At 66.4% G+C, this 17,778-nt stretch carries 16 protein-coding genes and 2 tRNA genes; 14 read left to right on the top strand and 4 right to left on the bottom strand.

The window, feature by feature from the left end; translation table 11 throughout:
* The first annotated feature begins 15 nt into the window (after window positions 1-15).
* The 10 genes from IEW34_RS15430 to IEW34_RS15385 all read left to right on the top strand — a co-directional run bounded on the left by IEW34_RS15430 (window position 16) and on the right by IEW34_RS15385 (window position 6,199).
* Window positions 16-879, top strand: a complete 864-nt coding sequence (locus IEW34_RS15430; protein WP_188610090.1) for a hypothetical protein — start codon at window positions 16-18, stop codon at window positions 877-879.
* Window positions 876-1,451, top strand: coding sequence for a dATP/dGTP pyrophosphohydrolase domain-containing protein (locus IEW34_RS15425; RefSeq protein ID WP_244642004.1), 576 nt, complete (start codon window positions 876-878; stop codon window positions 1,449-1,451). Before IEW34_RS15430 ends, IEW34_RS15425 begins: the two co-directional genes overlap by 4 nt.
* Window positions 1,448-1,705, top strand: coding sequence for a hypothetical protein (locus IEW34_RS15420; protein WP_188610089.1), 258 nt, complete (start codon window positions 1,448-1,450; stop codon window positions 1,703-1,705). The genes IEW34_RS15425 and IEW34_RS15420 overlap by 4 nt, the downstream gene beginning before the upstream one ends.
* A gap of 31 nt (window positions 1,706-1,736) precedes the next feature.
* Window positions 1,737-2,051 (top strand): helix-turn-helix domain-containing protein, encoded by a 315-nt coding sequence (locus tag IEW34_RS15415; protein ID WP_188610088.1) that lies wholly within the window; start codon window positions 1,737-1,739, stop codon window positions 2,049-2,051.
* Between the two features lie 29 nt (window positions 2,052-2,080).
* Complete coding sequence (locus tag IEW34_RS15410; protein WP_188610087.1) at window positions 2,081-3,031, top strand: tyrosine-type recombinase/integrase; 951 nt, start codon at window positions 2,081-2,083, stop codon at window positions 3,029-3,031.
* Between the two features lie 146 nt (window positions 3,032-3,177).
* Window positions 3,178-3,254: transfer RNA gene (locus tag IEW34_RS15405), tRNA-Pro, on the top strand.
* 1,136 nt (window positions 3,255-4,390) lie between these two features.
* Window positions 4,391-4,672, top strand: coding sequence for a hypothetical protein (locus tag IEW34_RS15400; RefSeq protein WP_188610086.1), 282 nt, complete (start codon window positions 4,391-4,393; stop codon window positions 4,670-4,672).
* A 335-nt stretch (window positions 4,673-5,007) separates the two neighbouring features.
* On the top strand, window positions 5,008-5,430 hold the full coding sequence (locus IEW34_RS15395; RefSeq protein WP_188610085.1) for a hypothetical protein: 423 nt from the start codon (window positions 5,008-5,010) through the stop codon (window positions 5,428-5,430).
* A gap of 42 nt (window positions 5,431-5,472) precedes the next feature.
* Window positions 5,473-5,706 carry a hypothetical protein gene (locus IEW34_RS15390; RefSeq protein ID WP_188610084.1) on the top strand — a complete coding sequence of 78 codons (234 nt, stop codon included), beginning with the start codon at window positions 5,473-5,475 and terminating at the stop codon, window positions 5,704-5,706.
* Window positions 5,707-5,794: 88 nt separating this feature from the next.
* The gene (locus IEW34_RS15385) at window positions 5,795-6,199 is read left to right on the top strand and encodes a lysozyme inhibitor LprI family protein (protein WP_188610083.1); all 405 of its coding nucleotides are present in this window, start codon (window positions 5,795-5,797) and stop codon (window positions 6,197-6,199) included.
* A 56-nt stretch (window positions 6,200-6,255) separates the two neighbouring features.
* On the opposite strand, the gene IEW34_RS15380 is transcribed toward IEW34_RS15385, so the two are convergent.
* The gene (locus IEW34_RS15380) at window positions 6,256-7,353 is read right to left on the bottom strand and encodes an acyltransferase family protein (RefSeq protein WP_188610082.1); all 1,098 of its coding nucleotides are present in this window, start codon (window positions 7,351-7,353) and stop codon (window positions 6,256-6,258) included.
* 556 nt (window positions 7,354-7,909) lie between these two features.
* On the opposite strand from IEW34_RS15380, the gene IEW34_RS15375 reads away from it, so the two are divergent.
* The gene (locus tag IEW34_RS15375) at window positions 7,910-8,137 is read left to right on the top strand and encodes a hypothetical protein (protein WP_188610081.1); all 228 of its coding nucleotides are present in this window, start codon (window positions 7,910-7,912) and stop codon (window positions 8,135-8,137) included.
* On the opposite strand, the gene IEW34_RS15370 is transcribed toward IEW34_RS15375, so the two are convergent.
* Complete coding sequence (locus IEW34_RS15370) at window positions 8,132-9,370, bottom strand: MFS transporter (protein WP_188610080.1); 1,239 nt, start codon at window positions 9,368-9,370, stop codon at window positions 8,132-8,134. The genes IEW34_RS15375 and IEW34_RS15370 overlap by 6 nt on opposite strands.
* A gap of 259 nt (window positions 9,371-9,629) precedes the next feature.
* Window positions 9,630-11,897: a TonB-dependent receptor gene (locus tag IEW34_RS15365; RefSeq protein ID WP_244642003.1), complete on the bottom strand. Its 2,268-nt coding sequence runs from the start codon at window positions 11,895-11,897 to the stop codon at window positions 9,630-9,632.
* A gap of 439 nt (window positions 11,898-12,336) precedes the next feature.
* Here IEW34_RS15365 and IEW34_RS15360 point away from each other — a divergent pair, with 439 nt between their 5' ends.
* From IEW34_RS15360 to IEW34_RS15350, 3 genes are all read left to right on the top strand, one after another.
* Window positions 12,337-12,642, top strand: coding sequence for an ETC complex I subunit (locus IEW34_RS15360; RefSeq protein WP_188610079.1), 306 nt, complete (start codon window positions 12,337-12,339; stop codon window positions 12,640-12,642).
* A 120-nt stretch (window positions 12,643-12,762) separates the two neighbouring features.
* A tRNA-Arg gene (locus IEW34_RS15355) sits at window positions 12,763-12,839 on the top strand.
* Between the two features lie 292 nt (window positions 12,840-13,131).
* Complete coding sequence (locus tag IEW34_RS15350) at window positions 13,132-13,959, top strand: enoyl-CoA hydratase/isomerase family protein (protein ID WP_188610078.1); 828 nt, start codon at window positions 13,132-13,134, stop codon at window positions 13,957-13,959.
* Window positions 13,960-14,317: 358 nt separating this feature from the next.
* Here the strand turns inward: IEW34_RS15350 and IEW34_RS15345 are convergent, their stop codons facing one another.
* Complete coding sequence (locus IEW34_RS15345) at window positions 14,318-17,707, bottom strand: carboxyl transferase domain-containing protein (RefSeq protein ID WP_188610077.1); 3,390 nt, start codon at window positions 17,705-17,707, stop codon at window positions 14,318-14,320.
* Window positions 17,708-17,778: the final 71 nt, after the last annotated feature.

Raw genomic sequence — 17,778 nt, 5'->3', positions numbered from 1 at the left:
TCGACAGGCCGCTGGGTGAGCGGCCTCGCGCATTGGGTCGAGGACGATACCGCCTACCTGTCTGTCGCTTTCACGTGGCGGCTCGACGACGCCTATCAACTGGCGATCTATTACCGAGCCCTTGGGCTCAAGGTGCGCGCCGGCGGCCCGGGCATCTTCACGCGCAAGCATTATCTCGCCGACGTGGCCGAGATCGGTGGCAGCGTGCCGGACGCCCTTCGGCGCCACAATTCAATGGCGACGATCGCCAGCCGCGGGTGCTCTGTCGGATGTTGGTTCTGCATCGTCCCAAAGATGGAGGGCCGGAGCTTCACCGAGCTGCCTGATTTTCCGGTGCGGCCGGTGCTCTGCGACAACAACCTGTCGGCCCTCTCGCCGGAGTATCAGGATCACATCGTCGGCCGGTACCAGGCCGCGGGCGTGCCGCTTCTGGACGCGAACAGCGGATTCGAGCCGCGAACCTTCGACGACGCGGTATACGCGCGCTGGCGCGGCATCAATCGAGGCCCTTGGCGCTTTGCATACGACGATGAGGGCGATGGCCCGCATGTCGAGCGCGTCATGCAAATGCTGCTCGACGTCAGCCCTCGCCGCAAGCGGGTCTACGTCCTCATCGGAAACGAGCCGTTCGACGCCTGCATGGCACGGATTCGTCGCGTGATCGATTGGGGGGGCGAGCCCCATGCCCAGCCGTTTATCAAGCTCAACGCTCTCATCAAAACGCCGCACGTCCGGCACGACTGGAACGCCCAGCTGCTGCGCGACGTCGCGCGCTGGACGAACCGCTTCGGCTGGAAGTTCGGCCCCTTCGAAGATTACCGCCGGTCGGCCAAGGGGCCGGCTGCCGAGCGCGGACAGCTATTTGGAGCCAACCCATGACTGACGACACGCGCGAGCCTGGCACGGGGTGGCGGAGGGTGCCCGTGGAGCCGCTGGCTGAGCAGACGGACCTAGCCGCACGGCGCCATGCCGTCAGCAGGTCTCTCGCGGCCAACATCTACCGTGACATGGTAACATCCGCCCCCGCCTCCTCCCGCACCCCCAGCGCTGGTGGCTTTGCGCCTGCCTTCGACTTCCTGGCTTACCTCGCACGCGAGCGGGAATGGAGCGAGCGGGTGTTTGGCCCGGGCGAGCGCACCGCGAGCGTCGTCGAGCACATCCGAAGGGAACTCGCCGAGATCGAAGCCGAACCGACCGACGTCGAGGAGTGGGTAGACGTCATCATCCTCGCCATTGACGGCGCATGGCGCGTCGGCGCCACCCCGACCGTGCTCGCCGATGCGATACTCGCGAAGCAGGCTAAGAATGAAGCTCGCCAATGGCCCGACTGGCGCACGATCGACATCACCAAGCCGATTGAACACATGCGGGATACCGCCCCGCCCGCCGCCGAGCAGCCCGCGCGGGCCGGCGCTAACCTGTCGCCCCCTGGCGAAGGTGATTCTCCATGATCTCGCACCCGTCCGTCATTGTGACCTGCGACCTTTGCGGCGCCGAGCACGAGGTGCACCTCCACGATCAGCCTGGCGAGATCTATGACATGAGCCGCGTCCGGCCCGAGCTCCGCCGCAAGGGCTGGGATATCGAGGATGGCAGCGACGACGCGTTGTGCGCCGACTGCGCGCACCTCGATCGCGCTGCGGCGGAGCTCCGGGCCGCTGCCGCCGCGAAGCCGAAGCGGCGGAAGCGGGGCGGCGATGGCTAGGCCCTCCCCCGTCCAGCCTCGGGTGATCGCGATGAGCGCCGCGGCCGCCTATCTTGGCATGTCAACCGATCTGCTGCTCGACCACGTGCGCAACGGGGACATCGCCTACATCATGAAGGGCAGCGGCTTGAAGCGTCCGCGCCGCATGTTCCACATTGATGACCTCGACGCCTTCCTTTCGCGTCGGCGGAGGGTCGAATGTCCGTCTACCAAAGGGCCAACGGCAAGTGGGTCTATGACTTCCAGCTTAGCGGTCGTCGATTTTGTGGCACGACGGATGCAACGTCACGCCGCGCGGCAGAGCGCGAAGAAGGACGCCTCAAAGCCCAGGCCGAGCAGGACCTAAAGGCTGCGAAGGACCTCACGGAAGGCCCAATGACGGTCGGAGCGGCCATCGCGCGGTTCTGGGATGAGGTCGGCCAGCACTATGGCGGCACCTACGGCAAGACCCTCGACACGGCGCTGGACTGGCTGCTCGCCGAACTCGGCCCGACAACGCGGTTGAGGGACATAGGCCCGAGCAAGGTCGCCGAGGTCATCGCCAAGCGCCGTGGGATGGAGGTCGTTACCAAGACGACGCGCCGAAAGCTGACCAACGCCACCGTCAACCGGACCGTGACCGAGCCGCTGCGCCGCATCTTGATCCGGGCCGCCGACATGTGGGAGCAACCCGGCCTCAAGAAGATAGATTGGAGCGAGCACCTTCTGCCGGAGCCCAAGGAGCGGGTTCGCGAACTGCGCGACCACGAGGAGGCCAAGACCTTCGACCGGATGCGGGACGACTACCGGCCTGCCATCGCCTTCGCGTTGGTGTCCGGCTTCCGCTTGGCCGAGGTCGCCAACCTGCGTTGGGCCGATGTCGATTGGACGGCCCAGACGATCGCGGTGATCGGCAAGGGCGAGAAAGCCGCGACCATTCCCCTCACCAGCGAGATGCGCGCCATTCTGGCGGGACTGCGCGGCCACCATGACGAGTTCGTCTTCACATACGTGTGCCGCCGGGGCGAGCCAGGCGTTCGGGTGAAGGGGCGCCGCTACCCGATCACCTACGAAGGGCTGAAGAGCGCCTGGCGCCGCCACGGCGCGCGGGCTGCCGGCGTGAAGGATTTCCGGTTCCACGACCTGCGGCACACCACCGCGACCCGCCTCATGCGCGAGCGCGGCAACATCAAGATCGTCTCGCGGGTGCTCCGGCATGAGGACATCGCCACCACGTCGAAATATGCCCACGTGCACGACGATGACGTCAGGGAGGCGATGGAAGCCGTCTCCGCCGCTCGCAAGCCGGTCAGGAAAGCGACCGGCACCGACGAGGGCCAGCCATGAACGTACCGGGAACGCGCTGCGGGACTTTCTGCGGGACTTTGGTCGGGAATCGTCCCGCACGGTCGGCATATGTTCTGTTGACCGTGCCCGCGAGGGGTTGCGCAGAGGGGCGCGAAAGCCTAGAGGATCACGGCCTTTTCGGCAGTCGGGGCATAGCGCAGCCCGGTAGCGCATCTGCTTTGGGAGCAGAGGGTCGCAGGTTCGAATCCTGCTGCCCCGACCAACTATCTTGCTGGAAATGCTCGGGTTTCGGCCTGCCGTTCTGACGCACCCGTTCCGGTATTCCGGGCTGCGAGTTCGACACCCGCAGCGCCTCCGATACTGAGCAACAGCGCGTCGCCGCCCTCGGTGGCCCTATTCCCTTCGATGGCGGGCGTCGAACTAAGTTCCCTGTCGGGTCACTCGAAGCAGATCGGCGCGGGCCGGGCCTGATACCGGCTGATAAAGCGCAAGGATCTTATTGTAGGGGCAAATTGGGCTCTACGCTGCCGCTGCCGCCTCTTCGTCTTTCAGCTCCAGGCGGGTCCAGCTCACCTGACCCGTCAAGAGCGGTCGAAGGCGCAATGCTTACGAGGTAAGCGAGGGACAAGACCAAGACGAGGAGGGCGAGGTCTGCGACGATCGCGGCATTCACCCACAGCGTGCCCATTGCCGATCCATCCCTTGTGCGGAATATTAACTCTTGGTTCATATTCGCCACGGTTGTGCGGCGCAAGAGGCTCTCGCGGCGGCGGCAGATCGGATTACCCTCTGTAGGAGGCGTGGGGGACCAGGAGCCAGATGCGAAACTGGCGAACCCGTGGGTTTGAGCAAGCAAGCGGCCGGACTGCCGCGATCCTGCGGTAATTTGTGCCCGGGAGGGACATGCCGCCCTTGCCCCCCGCCGTCCCCGCGCTCCGCCAAGGTCAAGGCACCGGTCTATCTTGGACGACTTGCGCGCCCCCCTCTCGGTCAGGCCTACAGTGGGAATTCAGGAAGCGGAGCCCTTCATCGGTCCCCCTGCCGACGCGTGAATCTTCTTGGGCAACGAGCCCATAGGCCGACCCAACATGGAGAGCCCCCTCGCCTGGCGTCGTGGCTAGACTGTCCAACGAGAAGGAAGCGCCGGTATTCCTCAGTCGTGGTCTCGATGGGCATCTTTGCAGACCCCGCGGTGGGCGAGCCCGCGATAGCCGCTCGTTCGGAGCTCGCTTTAATAGGCGGGCATGCCGGCATCGCTCCGCCGAAGATGCTGACGTCGCGCACGGGATTGGGGCGCGTGGAGCGGGGTACGGCTCTCCTCTCAATCCCGTGACCTTCGGAACCCCTCGATAGGGCGACCGTTAACCATCCAGTGAGATGTTGACGGAGATCCCGATCATGAAAGCATTCGCTGCCCTCGCGCTACTCGCGCCCCTGGCACTACCGATGGCTGCGCCGTCGGCACAGGCCCAGTCGATCGGCATCGGACGGGACGGAGCCCCCCGGGTCATCATTCAGCGGGGCGACGACGGCTATGCGGAGCCTCGCGCGCGTCGCTACGAGCGTCACGATCAGCGGTACGGCGAGCGCTACAATCGTCGAGTCGACAGGTATCGCGGTGATCCCGACACGACCGGCTCGATCCGCAATCGGCGGCTTCGCGACGACGACGATTACTGAGTTCGCCAGCTCCCTTCACAGCGCGACCCTCGCCTCCCCTCCAGCAGCCCTGCATTGCCTGCCTCCAAGGTTGTGCAGGGCTCAGGCGTGGGCATCCCGACACCCGGTCGCGACGTGATCAAACGGCAAGGGTTTCGACACGTTCCTAATCGCGTCGCGTCATTTTCAGCGCAACAGCGCGGGGCCGCCCGGCCCCCGGCAACGCCGGCCGCCCTCGAGTTTTGATCGGGCGTCGATTGACGTTGTCTAAGGTGCTATGGCACGCGCGTCCCGGATGGCCGACCGTTGGCTCCGCTGATATGGGTCGGCAGTCTCATAGTCCGGGAGTCCCTTCGATGAAGCGTATGAGCGTGATCGGCGCCGTCGTCTGGTTGGTCGCAACGTCGGTTTCAGCGCTTGCCGATCCGATCAATATCGTCGGCACATGGAAGGGCGAAGCCACCGCCGTCCATCGGGGTGCAAATCCCTATCGACCCACCGAGGGCAGCGAGCCCAACTTGCCCTCTCAGGCGCTGGAGTTCACCTTCGTAATAAAGCAACAGCAGGGAAACCGCTTCGTCGGAACGTCGTCTTCAGGCACGAAGACAGAGACGATCATCGGTGCGCTCATGAACGACGGCGCGGGCGGCATCATGCTCGACGACGACGGCCAGTATATCCTGAACGTCATCGATCCCACCACGATCGAGGCATGCTACAACCATTCAAACCCCGAGGGTAAGGTTGTCGCCTGCTATACGCTCAAGCGCCAGCGCTAGGTCCTCCTCTTGCTCGCCGCTGGACCGCGCTCGGAAGGGACCATGATCTCCGAAGCGTCAGTCATCGTGATGTGTGACCTCTGCCGCGAGGAGGTCGAGCTCCATTTGGTCGCGTCCGCCGACGGCGAGAGCTACTCCCTCCGGTGCCTCCGCCCGGAACTTCGCCGGATGCGCTGGATCGTGGAGGACGGCAGCGACGAGGCGCTGTGCCCGGACTGCGCGCATCTGGAGACGGAGCGCGCTGCCGCCCGGCGAACACCAAAAAGGACCTCGTGAGTCGCCCACTATCAGGGCGAAGACCGGCCGGTGTTCAGTCCTCGATCGTGATGGGTTATCCCTTCTGCCCTGACGCGCGGAGACTGAAATGCGGCGACTTCTTCTCCTCCTCTTTTTGATGATCGCGCCGCTATCAGGTCTGCATGCCGGCGAGTGCGCCAACGCGACGAGCCAGAAAGCGATGGACGATTGCGCCGGCAAGGCATTCAAGGCCTCGGATGCCGAGCTGAATGCGCTGTACAAGCAGATCGAACAGCGTTTGAAGAGCGATGCCGATACGACGAAGCTGCTCGTCGCCGCGCAGCGGGCGTGGGTAGCGTTCCGCGACGCCGAGTGCGTCTTCTCGTCGTCGGGCTCGGCGGGCGGCTCGGTCAATCCGATGATCTATGCGATGTGCCTGGACCGGCTGACGAAAGCACGAACGAGCGATCTGAAGGGATATCTGAAATGCGAGGAGGGGGACACGAGTTGTCCCGTCCCCCCGGCGAACTGAACCCCGGGCGATCCGCTCTCCTGCCGCATCGTCCCGATCCGATCGGATCCTCCGGTCTAGCGGAGCTTGGCCTGAGCCGTCCCCGCGGCGAGCGGCGGCAATGGGGACATCTCCCCATCGACCTGCTGAGTTGCCGGGCGCATGCCGCCCTCGCTCCGCGGCCGGCCCGTGAGCCTGCGGCCGAGGCTCACCAATGGCCGCTCGACGACGACGTGAGTCACCAGCCCGACAGCGATACAGGCGGCCACCACCAGCGGCACGACCATGATCTGGGAGATCGTGCCGATGAAGGTGAACTTGAGGAGCCAGCCATACGCGATCATCACGAAGGCGTGGGTGAGGTAGAGCGAATAGGACGCGTCGCCCCACGCTACCGCCGTGCGGGCCGCCGCCGAGCGGGGCGGCCCGATGGAAACGAAGGCCGCCACGATCAATGTAGCGGGCAGGCCCCAGGCGAGCACGCGGGCGGTGTCGGGTAAGCCGTTGGTGCTGGGATGGGCGATGAACGCCGGCGCCGCCGCGAGCAGCCCGAAGCCGACAATGCTGAGGCGCGGCGGGATGCGGAGGCCGCCGCGCATGACGAGAAGCGCGAGAATCAGCCCGAAGCAGAATTCCAGCACGAGCGGGCTTCCGACGAACTCACTGAAGGTCGATGGCGGCAGGATCCGTCCGATGACGATTCCGCTCACGATGACGGCGATCACCGCCAGAGAGGACGCATACACGTTCGCCAGCAGAAGACAGGCGGCGAACACGATATAGAAATACATCTCGAATGACAGCGTCCAGGCCATCGGTATGAGCTTGTGACCGGGCAATAAGATTGCCGAATTAAGCACGGTCATGAGATCGAAATTCTGATTTCTGAGAAGCCCGATACTAAATATCAGCAGTATCATGGCCGAACAGATCCAATACAGCGGATAGATCCGCACAACTCGCCGGGCCAGGAAAGTCGCCGGCAGCTCCGTCCGCCGACCGGGCGGAAAGCTGACATAGACCATGATGAAGCCGCTGATGACAAAGAAGATGTCCACGCCCGCGGCACCACAGGTGGTCAGCCAGTCCGGACTGAACCCATGTCCCGGCGCACCCTCCGAAACCTCGAGACTGTGGTGCACGACCACCGCCAGGGCCGCGACGGCGCGCAGCATTTGAAGCCCGTGGAGCTCGACTTTGCGGACGTCCATTGATGTTACTCAGCCCGATGCGCGCACCAACATAGTGCCACCCGCCGCTAAGCCCCGCCTCGGACGTTGGGCTGTAGGCATCCCCCGTTTGGGGATCTCGCTACAGCATTTCGCCATTCGACGGGTTCATCCTATGGCGCAGACATGCTCCAAAGCCTTTGAATCCGGGCTGCTTCCTTTTGCGCTTGGGGTGAATCCGCCCAAGCTCGCCATAACCGCCATCATGCGAAAACTCATCGTCCTCGCTAACGCTCTCCTCAAGCAAAACCGAAAATAGGCACCAAATCCCGCTTGATCAAAACGAATACTCTAGCCGAGGGCACGATGGTGCAAGGAGCCGGGGCTGGCGATGGCGGCGGCCGCAGCCTCACCGTCCGCGGCTTGGTTTCACGCCTAGGCGCGCCGACACCTTATGCGCCCCTTATATTTCAGCCCTCCGCGGAGGCTCGATCCTTGATGCGGCTCACCGCATCTTCTCTCTGCGGCCATGTGCAGCCGCGGCAATGGATCGAGCAAGACGATGACGACCCTGCATCTGCGCCACGACGATATTGAACCTCCCTCGCGGGCGATCTCGTTCGTCGTGGGCCGCGACGCGGAGGGACACTGGATCGCGGCCGAGACCGAAGGCCGCGCCGGTGGCCTGTTCAGCGACCGGGAGGCCGCGCTCCGCTACGCCGCCTTCGAGACCGGCCACCGCCGCGGCGCCGTGGCCCTCGTCGCCAACCCCATCAAGCTGCGGCTATAGCCGCGGCGACGGCGATCGCTCGATCGCCCGCAACTGCGCGACGGCGAGCACGACGGCGGCGCCGGACAAAGCCGTGCAGAAGGCGAACAAAGGTCCGTAGCCGAAAGCATCGGCAATGCGGCCGGACAGCATGGAGCCGATCAGGTAGACCACCAATTGGGCACAGGCCAGGATGGTGAAGTCGGTCCCCGGCTGGTCGCTCGAGGTCACCGCCATGAACAGGCTGTAGAGCGCCACGATCTCCATGTAGCGGATCAGCGTCTGGAAGAACGCGGCGCCGAACAGCGGCCAATGGCCGGTGAGCGCCCCATAGGCATGCAGCGCGAACAGCGCGAAGCACAGGGTCCGCAGCCCACCGAGCAGGCTCAGCACCATCGCCACGCCCGAGCGCCGGATCAGCCAGGCTGCGAGCGCCGCGCCGACAAGGCCGACGGTGGTCGCCGCCAGGCCGGAGATGAGGCCGATCACGTCGAGCGGCACGCCGGCGTCGACGAGGTAGGGGCCCTCCATGGCTTTCACCAGCCCCTCGCTCGCCCGATAGGTGAGCGCGATCCACAGGATCTGGCGCGCCTCGGGACGCGCCAGGAAGGCGCGCAGCGACGGCCGGGCCGTGGCCGGCGCTGACGCGTCGCTCTCGCGCATGGCCAGCGCCGCGATCAGCGGCACGACGGAGAACCCTGCCACCATCAGGATCATGCCGGTCCAGCCGATGTGGTGATAGAGCACCAGGCCCAGCGTGCCGCCGATGATCACGCCGAAGGCGACCGCCGCGCCCTGTATGGCGTTGCCGATTGGCCGGTCCTCTGGCGGCAGATATTTGGCAGCGTAGCCGTCGGTGGCGATGTCCTGGGTCGAGATCAGCAGCGAAGCGCACGAGCCGACGGCAATGATGGCCGCGACGTTGGTGGGCTCCACCGCGAGCAGGGCGAGGATAGCGAGGATGACGCCGGCCTGGGTGATGCACACCCAGCTTGCCCGGTGCGCCCGCGCCAGCGGCCGGACCCGATCGACCAGCGGTGCCCACAGGAACTTGAGCACCAGCGGCAGCATGAGGATGCTGAGATAGCCGATCGCCGTGCGCGACACCCCCTGCTCGCGCATGATCGGCGGGATGGCCGCGACGAAGAGGTAGGAGGGAATCGACTGGGCCATGTAGAGCCCGCCGAGCACGGCGAAGAGCCGCATGCGTCCCCGACCGCCGGTCGCGACCGCGGCCTGGTCCACGGCGCTCATGGCCCCCTCACGGGGCTGGAGCATTTCGCGATCGGATGAGCGTCGTCCAATTGCAGAGAAATGCTCCAGCCCTCTGAGTCGGAAGCGCTACTTCTGCGATTGGGTGATTCCACCCGATCGCGAAGCCCTTTAGAGCGTTTTCGAGCGAAGTGGACGCCGGTTCGCGTGAAGAAAACGCGACAAAACAAACAGATAGAGCATTTCGGCGATTCGAAGAAACGCGGAAATGCACTCGCGCGGTGCGCAGCCATCGCCGGCATCAGAACGAGGTGCGGAAGCCGAGCGTCACGGTGCGGCCCCAGGAATAGACGGGCAGGTTGCGCACCGAGGTCGCCGTCGGGTTCTGGTAGGTGGCATCCAGCAGGTTGTTGGCCGCGACGTAGAACTCACCCTGCTCGATCGGATAGGTCACCAGCGCATTGGCGGTCACGCCGGGCTTGATCTCGTAGCGGGTGCCGGCGAGATCGATGCGCTCGTTGCGGCCGGAGAAGGCCTCCGCTTCCAGCCGGATCATCAGGCCGTTGTCGAAGCGATAGGCGCCGAACAGCGTGCCGCGATAGGGGCTGGCGATACGGTTGTTGGGCAGTGCGCTGTCGAGGCGTCCGTCCCGGTTGCTGTCGTAGCGGCCGTCCCGATACGTGGCGTTGGTGCCCAGCGTGAGATTGGTGTTCACCGCCCATTCGCCGATGAACTCCACGCCCCAGATCCGCTCCTTCTGCTGCGAGATCTGGTTGGTCAGCGGGTCGAAGGTGACGCCCTCGTTCGAGGTGCTGATGTAGCCGGCGAGGCTCGCCTTCACCGGGCCGGCGCTGCCGCGGATACCGATCTCGTAGTTGTTGACGATCTGCGCCTCCGGCCCGATCGAAGCATAGCTGACGCTTGTTCCCGGGCGCAGGCAGTTCGGCCGCGCCACCGAACACGCATAGGCCGTGGACAACCCGGCCCGACGGGTGAAGGCGCCCACGTCCGGCAGGGCGTAGCCCTGCGAGAAGCCACCGTAGATTTCGGCCCGGTCGGTCAGCTTGTAGGTCGCACCGGCGTTGAAGGTGGGGGCCGAATAATCGAAGTTGCCCCCGGTCACGTTGAGAGCCGGCAACACGTAGGCCTGATAGCCCAGCGGGGTGCGCGCCGCGAGCCCGATATAGGCGGCCGGGCGGACGAAATTGTCGACGTTGAGGTCGAAATACTCGTAGCGGACGCCGCCGCGCAGCACCAACCGGTCGCCGACGGGCACCTGCAACAAGCCGAAGCCGGCGTAGGTGGTCTGGCCCAGTGGGGTGAACACCTCCTGCCCGTTGGTCAGCGTCTGGTGGGTCTTCTCGCGGATCAGGTCCGCGCCCCAGGTGAACTTGGCACCCTGCCAGAACATGTCGAGGGGCGTATCGATGGTGAGGTTCAGGCCGCCTCTCTGGGAGTAGAGGATCGTCTGATTGTTCGGGCTAGTCGGACTGCTCGGGAGGAACGAATAGTAAACCAGGCTGTTGTATGGATAGGAGAAATTCGAAAAATTGAAGCGCTTTTCGATATTGTTGTAATAGCCTAAAATGCTCAGGCTGCCGAGAGCAAAATCCTTGTCGGTATAGCGAGCGGAGATATTCTGCGTGTTCTCGAGGACGCTCTCACCGGTGTAGGGGCTTCCGAATTCCGGCCGCGCGAATGGCGCCGAATATAACGTGTTCCACTGCGGATTCTGGTCGAAATAGACCAGATTGCCGGAAACCTCGAAGCGCCGGCTGGCGTCGAAGTCGTAGCCCAGCTTGGCTAGCAGGTTGCCCTGCTGGAAGCGGTCGCCGCCGCCCTGCCCGAGCATGGAGTCGGACGGCAGCTCCCGGCCCGAGCCGTCGTAGGTACGACCGGCGGCCCGCCCGCTGCCGATGACGAGATAGTCGAAGCCACCCGCCTTGCCGCTCAACGAGCCGGACAGTTCGGGCGCCAAGGACGGTCCGACATTGGCGGTGAAGGCCCTGACGGCGGCGTTGACGCCGATCTTCGGAGCGCCGTCTCCCCCCTTGCGCGTGATGAAGTTCACGGTACCGCCGGTGGCGCCGGCTCCATAGAGGCTCGAAGCGCCCGCCACCACCTCGATGCGCTCGACGCTGTTGAGGTCGATCAGGCCGAGGATGCGCGAGACGTCGCGCAGTGGCGAGTTGAGCGGCACGCCGTCCATCATCACCAGCAGGTCGCGGCCGCGGAAGGTCTCGGAAGCGCTCGAGACCGTCTGGGTCGACGCCGAATAGCCCGGCACCAGGCGGGACAGCGCGCCCGCGGCGCTGGGGCTGATGGCAAGCTGCTTTTCGATCTCGGTCCGATCGATCACCTGCACGGTCTGGGGAATGTCCTCGACCGGCCGCGCCGCGCGCGCCGCGGTGACCGTTATCTCGTCCAGGGTGACGTTGCCGGTGGCCGCGCCCCCCGCATCCTGGGCAAGAGCCGGGCTGGCCAGCGTGCCAGCCAGCAGCATGCAACCGGCACCTGCGGCATACTTGGCAATCACCTTGCTACGCCTGGCCAGCTTAGTCGTGCTCATAAAATCTCCCACGGTTCAGCGTGGGAGTAACGCGCGCCACTACAGCGTCAACACGACCAGACTTCGAACCGATACTAGAAGCAATTGAAATGAACGCTCAATTATCTGATTTAGAAAGTCGTTTATCCGTACTTTAGAATCGGTCTCATTTTTGGCATCGCGCGCGTTAGAGCGGGCGAGTTGCGGGAAAATCACACACCTATACGCCCCAGTCCAATATTTATTCGCGCTAGTCCGATATGCGCTGCGTGCGGCCCGCCGTGCTCTCGCGCAGCCGCAGGGTTCGCGATTCAGGCCGAGGACCTGCGCGCCCACCGCCACCCAGCGTTTGTCACCAACCCGTGGCGGTGATAGGTGGATTGGAACGGCTACAAGGTCCTGTCGTTGACGCGGCGGGAGCGGTGCCGCCACATCGGATGGCCAGTTGGGGTTGACGACCATGACCGCGCGCATTTTTAGGCCGGCCCGCACCGCAATGCAGTCCGGCACCGCCAAGACCAAGCGCTGGACGCTTGACTTCGATCCGTCGGCGCCACGCCGAGTCGAGCCCCTGATGGGCTGGACCAGCTCGGCCGATACGCGCCAACAGCTCAGGCTCAGCTTCGAGACCAAGGAAGAGGCGATCGCCTACGCCGAGCGCAACGGCATCGCCTATCGCGTGGAGGAGCCCAAGGAGGTCCACCACCGGCAGATGGCCTATTCCGACAATTTCAAGTTCAATCGCATCGGGCAATGGACCCACTGAGCCGTCCGGTATAGGTGGACCGCAGGCGCAGCCTTACCGATCGCGCGCGGACTTCCTCAGGTTTTGGTTTCGGAGCGCTTTCCCACGATCGGGTGGGTCATTCGATCGCCAAATGTGCCAGGCCCCGTAGCTCAGCTGGATAGAGCGTCGGCCTTCTAAGCCGAATGTCGCAGGTTCGAGCCCTGCCGGGGTCGCCACCCCCCCTCCGCAAATGCCTCGCGCAGGACGGCGAGGGCCACGGCAGTGCTCGATTGGCCCGGCGCATGCGCTGTCGACGCAGCGGATGGTGGTCGGTCGAGCCCGACCATGACACGGTTGGAACCGAAAGCTTCTTATTCTCAACGTCATGGCCGGGCATGACCCATCCATCGCCTTGAAAGCCCAAACCCGTCGCCAGAGCCCGAACGGTCGCGGTCCCTCGGCTCGCCACCAAAGCGCTTCCGACGGGTTCATACGACAAATGAAAATGTCCGAGGGAGGAACAGGACCATGGACCTGTCACAGCGATCGGCGGCCGAGACGGACGGGGCCGCCGCAAGCCCGCCCCTGCTGACGATCGACGGGGCCTGCGCCACCATCCGGCTCAACCGGCCCGCCCACCTCAATCGCATCCAGCGCGAAGACATCGGCGTCATCACCACCCATCTCGAGCGTATCGAGCACGACCGGACCATCCGCGCGCTCGTGCTCACCGGCACCGGCCGGGCCTTTTCGGCCGGCTACGACCTCGGCGACCTGGCGCGCCAGGCGGCCTCGCCCGCGGCCGAGATACCGGCGACAGCCGACGCGCCGAGCTTCGAGGCCATGGTCGACTGCCTGGAGAACGTGCGTGTGCCGACCATCGCCCGGCTGAACGGCAGCGTCTACGGCGGCTCGACCGACCTGGCGCTGGCCTGTGACTTCCGCATCGGCGTTGCGGGCATGGAGATGTTCATGCCGGCGGCGCGGCTCGGGCTGCACTATTATCGCGGCGGCGTGGTGCGCTACGTGAGCCGGCTCGGCCCCGCCGCCGCCAGGAAGCTCTTCCTCACGGCCGCGCGCATCGACGCCGACGAGATGCTGCGCATCGGCTATCTGGACGAACTCGTCACCGCTGAGCAGTTCGACGAGCGCGTCAATGCCCTCGCGGCGACACTGGCCGGCCTCGCCCCGCTCGCGGTTCAGGGGCTCAAGCGCACCATCAACGAGATCGCACGGAACGAGCTCGACGGGCCGGCCGCCGACGCGCGGCATCGGGCGAGCCTGCGGAGCGACGACATCAAGGAGGGAGCGGCGGCCTTCGCGGAGAAACGCCGCCCGCACTTCAAGGGCCGCTGAGGAAGGCGCCGATGCACGCCGATGCGACCGCCCTGACCTTCTGGCCGCCGTCCGCACGGTGCTGTTCGCCGTCGGCGCCGGCAACGCTAACCTCGCCGCGCCCGCCCTGATTGCCAGTTTGCGCTGTCGTCGGCTTCGAGACGCCGGCGCCGGCCGTGCGTCGCGAGCCTGGGCGCTCACGACATCGGACCGCCCGGCCCGGCGGCCCTCGGCGAGCCAGTTCCTTACTGCGAAGAGCAGCGCGGTGCGGCAACGCCGTCTCCCGTCAGGGCCGGTCATGATGGCGAGCAATCCCGCGCCACAGTTGGCGCGGGATGCCTTTCGTCACCCCTGGGAGGGCCCTCGACGCTCCGAAGGTCTATGGCCGGAAGCCGAGCGGACGGGGTGCGAGACGCTGCGGAACGGCGGCCTGCCGGTGGGCGTCGCCGACCCAGTCGCAGATCCAGGCGCGCGTATCGCGCGGGTCGATCATCTCCTCCATCTGGAAGCGGTTGAGCGGACCCACGGGCCCGCGGACGCTCTCGATGCGCGCCTCGATCTCGGCGCGCAATGCCACCGGGTCGGCCGCTTCCGCGAGCTGGCGCTTGTAGGCCGCCTCGATGCCGCCTTCAGGCGGAATGCCGCCGACATCGGCCGAGGGCCACACCACGCGGGGCGATGCGGGCCCGCGCGGCGTGGCGTAGTTGTTGCCGGCGACGCCGAAGCTGCGGCGCATGATGACGGTGAAGATCGGGATCGCAACCTGCGCGAAGGCGATCATCCACTCGCCGCCCTTGCGAATGGTCCCCGTCATCTCGTGCTCGCGGCCGACGGCGAAGCCCGGGTTGTCGACCAGGTTGACGATGGGCAGGTGGAACAGGTCGCACAGATCGAGATGCCGCTTGAGCTTGTCGCAGCCATCCGCCGTCAGCGCACCGCCGTTCTCGTGCCGGCTGTCGGAGGCGATCACACCGACAGGATAACCGGCAAACCTTGCAAAGGCGGTGACCTGGTCGGTGCCCCAGTGCGGGCCGACCTCGAAGAACGAGCCCTGGTCCGCCATCAGCCGGATGGCGCGGCGGATATCGAAGGTAGCGTTGCGCTTGCGCGGCACCAGGCTGAACAGCTGCTCCTCACGCCGCGAGGCGGGATCGTCGGTCGGTACGACCGGCGGCGCCTCGTATACGCTCGGCGGCAGGAAGGAGAGGAAGCGCCGGGCCATGTCCATGGCCTCGCCTTCGCTCTCGGCCAGATTGTCCACCGAGCCGTTGCGGCAATGGACGCGCCAGTCGCCCAGATCCTCCTTGCTGATCTCGTAGCCCATGGCGTGGGCGACCACGGGCGGCCCCGCCACGAACAGCTGCGACATGTCGCGCACCATCACCGAGAAGTGGCCGAGCACCGCCTTGGCGGCGCCGATGCCGACGACGCTGCCAAGCAGCATGTTGACCACCGGCACCGTCTTGAGCTGCTCAGCATAGAGAGAGCTGCCCAGATGGCCCGGCAGGAAGGAGCCGCCCCCACCTTCCACGCGCGGGCGCCCGGCGGTGATGGCGCCCGAGCTCTCGCGCGCGCCGCTCTCACCCGCCGCAGCCTGCTTGGGCACCATGGTGGCGACGCTGCCGCCGCCGGATGAGCCGTCGAGCATGCGCACCGAGGGGCAGCGCAGCTCCAGCGCCAGTTCATCGAGATAGCGACTCTTCTGGCCGATGGCGCCGTCGGAATGGCCGCCGCGGGAGGTGAAGTCGTCGGCGCAGACCACTGTCCGCCGTCCCTCGAGGCGGCCCCAGCCGCCCACGTGGTTGGCGGGGGTGAAGCCGGCGATGCCGCCATAGTCGTCATAGCTGGCGAAGCCCGCCAGGCTGCCGACCTCGCGGAAGGAGCCATCGTCCAGGAAAAGGTCGATGCGCTCTCGGCAGGTGAGCTTGCCTCGGCTGCGCTGGCGCACCACGCCCGGGTCCTTCGATCCGTCCGCAAACCGGCCGTGAGCAATGGCCTGGAGTGCGGCGACGTCGGCGAGCATGGGGGCCCAGCCCTCAGCCGCGGTGGCGGCCTGGGCGGCTCGCGTGGCGGCATCCTCCGAGGGGGCGATCACGGCCAGCACCTCACCGGCGCTGACCGTCCCACCGACCGTGGCCGCGAGCGCCGTGACCACGCCGGCGCACGGTGCCGCGACCGTCGTTTCCATCTTCATGGCGCTGACCACGATCAAGGTTTGCCCAGCCTCGACAGTCATGCCCACCGCAGCCGACACGTCCACGACGGTGCCGGCCATGGGCGCCTCGACGCCCTCATCCCCGTCCGGGACAGGCAGGCCGGCCGAGGGCATGGCCGCATCGATGCGGCCGCGCGCGTCGGCGCCCCCGCGCTCCTTCAGCAGCGCCAGCGCGCCGGTCGGCTTGGCCGTGCCGCCGCCGGTCGGCGCAGCCAGATCGGGCTGCTCCGCCAGCAGGGTCGTGCGCGCATCGCCCGCGCTCACCGCGGGTGCCGCGAGGATCGCCTGGAGCTGGCCGAGATTGGTGGGCAGGCCGGCAATGTAGAATTCGCCCAGCGCCTGGGCTGTGCGCTCCACGGCCGACGCCAGAGTGCCAGTGGAGTTCGAGCGCGCGATCACCTTGGCGAACATGGGATCGAACTGCGGCGGCGGCGCAAGACCCAGATAGCCGCACGAATCCACGCGCACGCCGGGCCCGCCCGGTTCGCGGTAGCCGGTCAGCGTGCCCGCCCCGACCGCGGTCACCCGTGCCTGGACGGCATAGCCGCGCACCGGCGGCGGCTCGGCGAGGCCCAGGTCCGCCAGCGTCTCGCCGGCGGCGATGCGGAACTGCGCCTCCAGCAGATCGGCGCCGGTCACCTCCTCGGTGACGGTGTGCTCGACCTGGATGCGCGGATTGCACTCAATGAAGTAATGCTCGCCGCGCTCCGGATCGACGAGGAACTCCACCGTCCCCGCATTCACGTAGTGGCCGGCGCGCGCCAGCCGCACAGCGTCGTCGAGGATGCGGCCGCGGAGTGCCGGATCCAGGCCGTGCGCCGGCGCGATCTCCACGACCTTCTGGTTGCGCAGCTGCACCGAGCAGTCCCGCTCCCACAGATGCGTGGTGTGGCCGGCGCCGTCGGCCAGCACCTGCACCTCGATGTGACGGGGGCGCTCCACCAGCTTCTCGAGGAAGACGGAGCCATCGCCGAAGGCGGCTTCTGCCTCGCTGCGGCAGCGGGCGAAGGCATCGGGCAGGTCGTCGGGCCGATCCACCCGGCGCATGCCGCGGCCGCCGCCGCCGGCGGACGCCTTCAGCATCACCGGGAAGCCGACGCTCGCCGCCGCATCCTGGGCTGCCGCCACCGTCTCCAGCGCCTTGCTGCTGCCGGGCACCGTGGGCAGTCCGAGCGAGCGCGCCAGCGCACGCGCCTGTACCTTGTCGCCGAAGAGACTCAGCGCCTCGGGCGAGGGACCGACGAACACCAGTCCCTCGTCGCGGCAGCGCTGCGCGAAGGCGGCGTTCTCGGACAGAAAGCCGTAGCCGGGATGAACACAATCACACTCGCTGGCGCGAGCCGCCTCGATCAAGGCCTCGATGTCCAGGTAGGCCTGGACCGGATCGGCGTATTGCGCGCCGATCGCCACCGACCGGCCGCTTACCCGGGTGTGCAGGCCCAGTGCATCGGCCGGGGCGTGGACGCTCACCGTATCGATGCCCAGCGCCGAAGCGGCTCGAGCAATCCGGATCGCGATCTCGCCGCGGTTGGCGATCAGCACTCGTTTCAACATGTCGTCCTGTCCTCCCCGCGCGCCACACGGCGCGCGCACTGTCGACGCTCGGACCGGCGCTGGCCCAAGCC

This window comes from Chelatococcus reniformis (genome assembly GCF_014640075.1).
Classification (GTDB): domain Bacteria; phylum Pseudomonadota; class Alphaproteobacteria; order Rhizobiales; family Beijerinckiaceae; genus Camelimonas; species Camelimonas reniformis.
Note: the sequence above shows the minus strand (reverse complement) of the source record. Positions and strands in the feature narration are given on the sequence as shown.

What these genes read in the sequence shown, in the direction of transcription:
- IEW34_RS15425 (WP_244642004.1), top strand. Translation starts at nt 876, where the DNA reads ATGACTGACGACACGCGCGAGCCTGGCACGGGGTGGCGGAGGGTGCCC.
- IEW34_RS15420 (WP_188610089.1), top strand. Translation starts at nt 1,448, where the DNA reads ATGATCTCGCACCCGTCCGTCATTGTGACCTGCGACCTTTGCGGCGCC.
- IEW34_RS15415 (WP_188610088.1), top strand. Translation starts at nt 1,737, where the DNA reads ATGAGCGCCGCGGCCGCCTATCTTGGCATGTCAACCGATCTGCTGCTC.
- IEW34_RS15410 (WP_188610087.1), top strand. Translation starts at nt 2,081, where the DNA reads ATGACGGTCGGAGCGGCCATCGCGCGGTTCTGGGATGAGGTCGGCCAG.
- IEW34_RS15400 (WP_188610086.1), top strand. Translation starts at nt 4,391, where the DNA reads ATGAAAGCATTCGCTGCCCTCGCGCTACTCGCGCCCCTGGCACTACCG.
- IEW34_RS15395 (WP_188610085.1), top strand. Translation starts at nt 5,008, where the DNA reads ATGAAGCGTATGAGCGTGATCGGCGCCGTCGTCTGGTTGGTCGCAACG.
- IEW34_RS15390 (WP_188610084.1), top strand. Translation starts at nt 5,473, where the DNA reads ATGATCTCCGAAGCGTCAGTCATCGTGATGTGTGACCTCTGCCGCGAG.
- IEW34_RS15385 (WP_188610083.1), top strand. Translation starts at nt 5,795, where the DNA reads ATGCGGCGACTTCTTCTCCTCCTCTTTTTGATGATCGCGCCGCTATCA.
- IEW34_RS15380 (WP_188610082.1), bottom strand. Translation starts at nt 7,353, where the DNA reads ATGCTGCGCGCCGTCGCGGCCCTGGCGGTGGTCGTGCACCACAGTCTC.
- IEW34_RS15375 (WP_188610081.1), top strand. Translation starts at nt 7,910, where the DNA reads ATGACGACCCTGCATCTGCGCCACGACGATATTGAACCTCCCTCGCGG.
- IEW34_RS15370 (WP_188610080.1), bottom strand. Translation starts at nt 9,370, where the DNA reads ATGAGCGCCGTGGACCAGGCCGCGGTCGCGACCGGCGGTCGGGGACGC.
- IEW34_RS15365 (WP_244642003.1), bottom strand. Translation starts at nt 11,897, where the DNA reads ATGAGCACGACTAAGCTGGCCAGGCGTAGCAAGGTGATTGCCAAGTAT.
- IEW34_RS15360 (WP_188610079.1), top strand. Translation starts at nt 12,337, where the DNA reads ATGACCGCGCGCATTTTTAGGCCGGCCCGCACCGCAATGCAGTCCGGC.
- IEW34_RS15350 (WP_188610078.1), top strand. Translation starts at nt 13,132, where the DNA reads ATGGACCTGTCACAGCGATCGGCGGCCGAGACGGACGGGGCCGCCGCA.
- IEW34_RS15345 (WP_188610077.1), bottom strand. Translation starts at nt 17,707, where the DNA reads ATGTTGAAACGAGTGCTGATCGCCAACCGCGGCGAGATCGCGATCCGG.